This is a genomic window from Rubritalea sp., from assembly GCF_039830215.1.
GTDB lineage: Bacteria > Verrucomicrobiota > Verrucomicrobiia > Verrucomicrobiales > Akkermansiaceae > Rubritalea.
Map to the genome: position 1 here is coordinate 1 of NZ_JBDOPO010000313.1, position 3,299 is coordinate 3,299.

The 3,299-nt window shown below is 46.3% G+C and carries 3 protein-coding genes; all 3 read left to right on the forward strand.

What is annotated here, in order from left to right:
• Window positions 1-217: 217 nt before the first annotated feature.
• Window positions 218-1,252 carry a quinone-dependent dihydroorotate dehydrogenase gene (locus ABGY95_RS10430; RefSeq protein ID WP_347441623.1) on the forward strand — a complete coding sequence of 345 codons (1,035 nt, stop codon included), beginning with the start codon at window positions 218-220 and terminating at the stop codon, window positions 1,250-1,252.
• A gap of 42 nt (window positions 1,253-1,294) precedes the next feature.
• Window positions 1,295-1,531: a glycine zipper domain-containing protein gene (locus ABGY95_RS10435; RefSeq protein ID WP_347441624.1), complete on the forward strand. Its 237-nt coding sequence runs from the start codon at window positions 1,295-1,297 to the stop codon at window positions 1,529-1,531.
• Window positions 1,532-2,422: 891 nt separating this feature from the next.
• Window positions 2,423-2,575, forward strand: a complete 153-nt coding sequence (locus ABGY95_RS10440) for a hypothetical protein (RefSeq protein ID WP_347441625.1) — start codon at window positions 2,423-2,425, stop codon at window positions 2,573-2,575.
• Window positions 2,576-3,299: the final 724 nt, after the last annotated feature.

Below are 3,299 nucleotides of genomic sequence, written 5' to 3' on the forward strand. Positions count from 1 at the left end.
GCTGGCTCAGATCTGTGGACCCTGCACTCTTTTCTACATATCTAGCAGACAGTCCATTCACGCTCCACATGAACCCACAACTCGAGAGTGAGCAGTAGATCGATCTACTCATAAAGGTTTCATCGTGCTGGCACCATTGAATCATCTCTAGTGACCAGCCACTCGCCCCGTAGCGGGATGGCTTTACAAAGGTAAACTCTCTTGCTAGGAGGGGCGTATGACGAGCACGCAGTATAACTTCGCACGCAACCTTTTGTTCAAAATGGATGCGGAAGACGCCCACCATCTTTCTCTCGACCTCATGCGTAAAGCTGAGGCGACAGGCGTTCTCAAGCTCGTTGCTGGCAAGTTGCCAGCCGCTCAGCCAGTAGAATGCATGGGGCTCACCTTCCCCAACCCAGTGGGCCTCGCTGCGGGTCTCGACAAAGAAGGCACCACTATTGATGCTCTTGGCCGCCTCGGATTTGGCTCAGTAGAAATTGGCACCATCACACCTAAGCCACAACCAGGCAACCCGCTGCCACGCCTTTTCCGAATCATCGAAGAAGAAGCCATCATCAACCGCATGGGGTTCAACAACGTAGGTATCGATCAAGGCGTAAAAAATGTCAGAGCTTCATCAACTTTCAAAGGAATCGTCGGATTTAACATCGGTAAAAACAAGGTTACGCCAAATGAAAATGCCGTCGACGACTACCTCAAAGCTCTCCGCGGGTGCTGGGGCGTCGCAGACTACGTCACGGTCAACATTTCTTCACCTAACACCCCAGGGCTCCGCGACCTTCAAGCAGCAGATGATACTGCTCGACTTTTAGAGGCTCTCAAAAAAGAACAAGTACACCTCAGCGAGACAACAGGTTTCCACATGCCCATCGCGCTCAAAGTAGCTCCAGACATGGGCGAAGAACAAATCGCTGATCTTTCTCGGGTATTTCTCGAAGGGGGGCTCGACGGACTGGTGGCAACCAACACAACGATCAGCCGCGAAGCTGTACTCGGCAAGCCATACGCCACTCAGGCTGGCGGACTCTCAGGTAAGCCTGTGACGAAAGCATCCACAAAGGTAATTAAGGCATTCTACTCACACCTTGGCGAGCAAATCCCAATCATCGGAGTGGGTGGCATCATGAATGCTGACGACGCGATTGAGAAGCTAGATGCGGGAGCAAAGTTGATCCAACTCTACACTGGATTCATCTACCACGGACCACCACTCATTCATTCTATTCTCAATAAACTTGCCGCGAGATAATTTATCTGTTAGTCTCGTGACGAATCTTATTTCAAAAATACTATGAAAAAAATTATCACAGCCATCGCAGCAGTTTCCTGCGCAGTAGCATTCACCAGCTGCCAACCACAAAACCACGCCCAAGCAAATGCGGGCACAGGCGCAGCACTAGGTGCCATCGCTGGTGGAATCATCGGTCACCAATCAGGTAAAGGACTCGAAGGTGCAGCTATCGGAGCAGCAGCTGGAGGAGCTGGTGGGTATATACTCGGAAACGAAAAAGATAAATCTCAGCAGTAGTACCTCTATTATTTTGAGTTACTAAAACGACCAAAGGCACCTCATAGAGGTGCCTTTTTCACGCCAGATATTCAATAAAACTCTTAAAATAAGCGTATACATCGGCAAGATTGGCATGTCTAAACTCATACACACCAACAACTCGCCATCCACCTTATTAGACCCACACGCAATTTCCAATTGTATACATCTTTCATTCGAAGAAAACAGAAAGCTTCTCGGCTCTTTCAATTACCTTGAGTGATGTATTCGGCAAAACGACTATGCTAAGCTAGCTTTTCTCTGTCAGCGGATTGTGGTATCCATGCAATGATGGCGTGATGTTCAGACCTGAGGAAGTTTGCGATGAATTTACTACCAGCGGTGTCGCTTTTACTACGGCGATGTTTTTGGTTTCCATAGGCCTTGATACGACGTGGGTGGGTAGATATTCTGCTTCTAATTTAGCTTTATAGAGAGCTTTTGAAACAAGTTTTCCTGAGTGTCCTGTCAGCTCTGAGCAAGCCGATATTTTAGATAGAATGGAGTTCTTTTCAAGCTAGGTGATGAGAGATTTTGTCCCCGTTGGGTGTTTACAAATCTTACTGGTTGAGCGGATAAAATCGAAAGCTGGTGGCAAAAGAATTCGGCCTTACCTACATAGAAATAGTCCCGTGTAACGGAGCCTCAGGTATTTTGAATATCTGACTGTTTATCGGTGGCTTAATCACCAGAAAACAAGACAAATGAAACGTAAGAAAAGACACCTCAGTGTTATATTTAAAGCACGTGTCGTAACCCATGCTCTCAAGGGGATTCGCTCAGCAAACGATATTGCCTAGGAAAATGATGTAGCACCGTCCCTGGTTAGTCAGTGGAAAAAGGAGTTAGAGTCTCGTTTGATTGAGCTTTTTGAGAGTTCTAACACCACCAAGAAATGAGCTAAAAACACTCGAAGTCAAAGAAGCTCAGATGGAGCTCCAAGGGGGGCAACTCGTACTAGAGAAGGACTTCCTTCTAAAAAAGTGCGAACAGCTGGGAATCGATGTGAGCGAAAAGCTATAATTGATACTCAGCACGCTTTATCAATGAGGCAACAATCAGCTTAGCTAGAGGTCAACCGCAACCACTTAAAACCCAAAAGGGCTAAGATCAGTGATGAGGGTCATAAGATCATGCTGTATCTTGATAAAAGCCTCTTCAAATATTGCCAAATACGAAAGCGCAACTTGATTCACGAACTCAGAGATAGAGGAAATGAAGTCGGCAGGAAGTGAGTGCGTCGTTTGATGAGGTTGCTAGGAATCGACGCAATAGTTCCTAAACCTAACACCAGCAAACCCGAGAAGGCTCACAAGATTTACCCTTACCTTCTCAGAGACAACCTGTGTTCTTGGCCTTGAAACATACTATACAGAACAAGATACTACGTTGAATAGTCAAGGATTAAAATAGGCTTTAAGTACTTACTTATTGGGGTTTAGCGGCCGTTATGAAACCTTTTTCATTTGGGTTAAAGGGCTCGTTAGATTTTAGAATTCCGTAGATTTGGTGGAGCAGCTTTCGCATGATGCCGATGATGATTTTTTTGGGTTTTTGACTATGTTTTGAAGGCGATCTCCGAACTACTTGAGTAGTGGGTTATTTTACGAGCTGACATTGCTGGCCTTGGATTCAAACCGGAAGTGCACCGCTTAACTTGAACAACGGCCCAGATGCTGATTATTATCAGCACTGGCTCCACCGTTCAAAACCGAGCCTGTGCCAAATGACCTATAAACATCCGACC